This is a genomic window from Mycobacterium sp., from assembly GCF_049608025.1.
Classification (GTDB): domain Bacteria; phylum Actinomycetota; class Actinomycetes; order Mycobacteriales; family Mycobacteriaceae; genus Mycobacterium.
Genome location: NZ_JBMYXC010000108.1, coordinates 1 through 2,915, shown reverse-complemented (window position 1 = coordinate 2,915; position 2,915 = coordinate 1). Strand labels below are relative to the sequence as shown.

Annotated in this window: 3 protein-coding genes; all 3 read right to left on the bottom strand. The window is 63.8% G+C overall.

The genetic code is table 11. The features are described from left to right. On the bottom strand, positions 1-282 hold a 282-nt coding region (locus ACPGXI_RS17905; RefSeq protein WP_526655360.1), incomplete at its 3' end, for an acyl carrier protein. Beyond that, the gene (locus ACPGXI_RS17900; protein WP_526655362.1) at positions 283-2,073 is read right to left on the bottom strand and encodes a fatty-acid--AMP ligase; all 1,791 of its coding nucleotides are present in this window, start codon (positions 2,071-2,073) and stop codon (positions 283-285) included. Between the two features lie 603 nt (positions 2,074-2,676). Then, the coding region (locus tag ACPGXI_RS17895) for a thioesterase II family protein (RefSeq protein WP_526655358.1) at positions 2,677-2,915 on the bottom strand (239 nt) is incomplete at its 5' end.

Genomic DNA, 2,915 nt, shown 5'->3' with positions numbered 1-2,915 from the left:
CTCGCGACCCACGACCGGCTCGGCCAAAGGCTCGACCTCGCCACCGGTCAGGAACGTCGCCAAAGCATTGATGGTGGGGTACTGCCAGAACTCCACCGGGGACACCGTGCGGCCCAGCAACTCCGAAAGCTCGCCGGTGAGTACTACCGCGTCGCTGGACCCGACGGCCAGATCGTTCAGGGGTGCATCAAAATTGATTTCGTCGGGGCTGCAGCCGATGTTGGTGACGAGATAGTCAACCAACCAATGCCGTATGCCGTCCTCGTCGAAAGCAAAGGTCATCTATGTGATGTCCAAGCGGCTGAACTCGTCCTGCTGGTAGCGATCGATGCAGGCCGAGCGCCGTATCTTTCCGCTGGTGGTGATCGGGATGGTGCCAGGTGGGACCAGCACCAGGTCAGAAATCCGCACGTTGTGAGATTTCTTGATGGCCGAGGCGACCTCGCGTTTGACAGCACGCAGACTGTCGAGTGCTTCGGCCTCGGAGCCGGCGCGCTGCTTGAGTTCTGCGATCGCGACCAATTGCTCGCTGGTGTTCTGCTCGCTGGTGTCGTCCAGGACGGAGATCGCGGCGACGCGGCCGCAGGTGATCTCCTGGACGGTGGCTTCGATGTCGTCGGGGTAGTGGTTCCGCCCGTCGACGATCAGCAGGTCCTTGATCCGGCCGATGATGAACATCTCACCCTCGGACATGACACCGAGGTCGCCGGTGCGCAGCCAGGCGTTCTGCGGCGTTCCTGGGGACGGGTCGAGGATCTCGCCACCGAACGTGCGTTCGGTCTGCTGCGGGTTACGCCAGTACCCCATCGCCACCTGGTCGCCGTGTACCCAGATTTCACCGATGCTGCCGTCGGGGTGCTCCAGTTGCGTGTCGGGATTCACGATGCGAACGGTCGAAGACCGGGGGGCGCCGTAGCTCACGAGCTCGGAGCCACCTTCGGCGCCGCAGCGCTTGGCGTGACCGGCGGAGAGCTTCTCGTAGTCGAACCGCACCGTCGCTGGGGTGTGACCGGTGGTCGCCGAGATCACGTACAGGGTGGCTTCGGCCAGGCCGTAGGAAGGACGCACGGTGGTACTGGGCATGTTGAACGCCGCGAAGCGCGTGTTGAACCGTCTGATGGTCGCCGAGTGGATGCGCTCGCTACCGCTGATGATGCCCAGCACGCCGCCCAGATCCATGCCTTCGAGGTCGGCGTCGGACGTGCGGCGCACGGAGAGCTCGAAGGCGAAGTTCGGCGCAGCCGACCACGCATGGGTGTTGAGGGCGAGCTGCTGGATCCAGCGGGCCGGCTTCTGCAGGAACGCCACCGGACTCATCAACACAGCCGGTCGCCCCCAGGAACCGTTCGGGCCGTCCGGTGGGCACAGCAGAGAGGCGAAGACACCCTGGATGAGGCCCATGTCATGGTAGAAGGGCAGCCACGACACCATCGTGGTGTCCTGCGGCGGCACGCCGCCGCGGCAATCCATGTAGTCGGTGAAAATCTGATCGAGGTTGGCGATCACGTTCTTGTGCGTCATGATCACGCCCGCTGGCGCGCGGGTCGACCCTGACGTGTATTGCAGGTACGCAGTCTTGGGCAGCGGGCCGACGTTCACCTCGACAGTGCGTGGCGAATCGAAGTCGAGGGCGTCGACCTCGATGACTTCCGGCGTGGACCCGCCAGGTTGCGCCCCGACGTAGGTCATGATCTCGCCGACAACGGCCGAAGTGGTCAGCACGGCGACCGGCTGGCAGTCACGCAGCGCGCCGTTCACTCGCTCATCGAGCTGGCCCATCGCGGGTACGGGCAGCGGCACGGCGATGAAGCCGGCCTGCATCGCGCCGTAGAAAGCAATGATGTACTCCAGGCCTTGGGGCGCCAGAATGGCGGCTCGGTCGCCTTTCGAGCCGTGCCGGAGCAGCTCCTCTGCGACGACCTGGGCGCGGTGGTGCACCTGTGACCAGGTCAGGGTCTCCGCGAATCCGGCAGGATCGACGTCGTAGTCGATAAAGGTATAAGCCACGTCGTCGGGCTGGCGGGCAGCCCGTTCGGCAAGCAAGCCAGGAATTGTCGACTCAAGCAGCGGCATGGCGACGTCCTTTCGTAAATGTCTTCGCGCCTCGGCTTCACCGTCGTACTGGCAAACCGATTCGTTACTCATGGCCGCGTGTCCCCCTGCTCACCCGAAGGCTAACACCGACCCGTCGACAATGTTGTTTGTTTCCGGGAAGGATTACACCACGAATTGCTTGCCAGAGGGAAGCCGGCAGTTTCTGGCGGGTTTCGCCCGAGGCGCGTAACGGCGCCTACCGAGCGCATGGCTTGCGGCGGCTTGAGGGTTTTGCCAGGCAGGGGAACGCCCCACCTAGGTCCATGGTTTCGGGTTGCTCGGCTGGGCACGAGCCGGGCGCGCGAACCGGGCGCCGGGCCGGCCGAAAACAGTGCTCCCGATCCTTTTGGCGCGTGCCTAAACGGTTTGCGGGGATCGCGGCTCGGTGCGGTGTATGGGTCCTGATTCGGCGCAGAAAAAGGTTGTCGACGGGCCTCGATATGGGCTTGGCAGCCCCGTTTTTTGGGGGTTTTCGTCAGTCCTCTGGACGGTCACAGCGACGTAACGGGGTGTGGTGATAGCCACATCGATTTGGGCCTGATCGATTTGGGCCTGATCGATCCGGGCCTACTCGATCCGGGTCTAGTCGCCGCAGCGCGACCAGATTTTCTGCTCGACCACGGGCACCAACTCGCCCAAGTGATCATTGAGGTAGAAGTGGTGTCCCTTGAATTCCTGCGCGGAAAACCCTGCTGTGGTCCGCTCGGCCCAGGGGGCCACCTTCTCGGCGGTGGCAATCTCGTCGTCGTCTCCATAGAACGCCTGGATCGGGCAGGACAACGTCACCTCAGGGGGGCAGTCGTAGTTGGCGATCGCCTTCA

Excerpts from the sequence above, each read along its gene's own strand:
- ACPGXI_RS17900 (WP_526655362.1), bottom strand. The coding sequence starts at position 2,073 with ATGCCGCTGCTTGAGTCGACAATTCCTGGCTTGCTTGCCGAACGGGCT.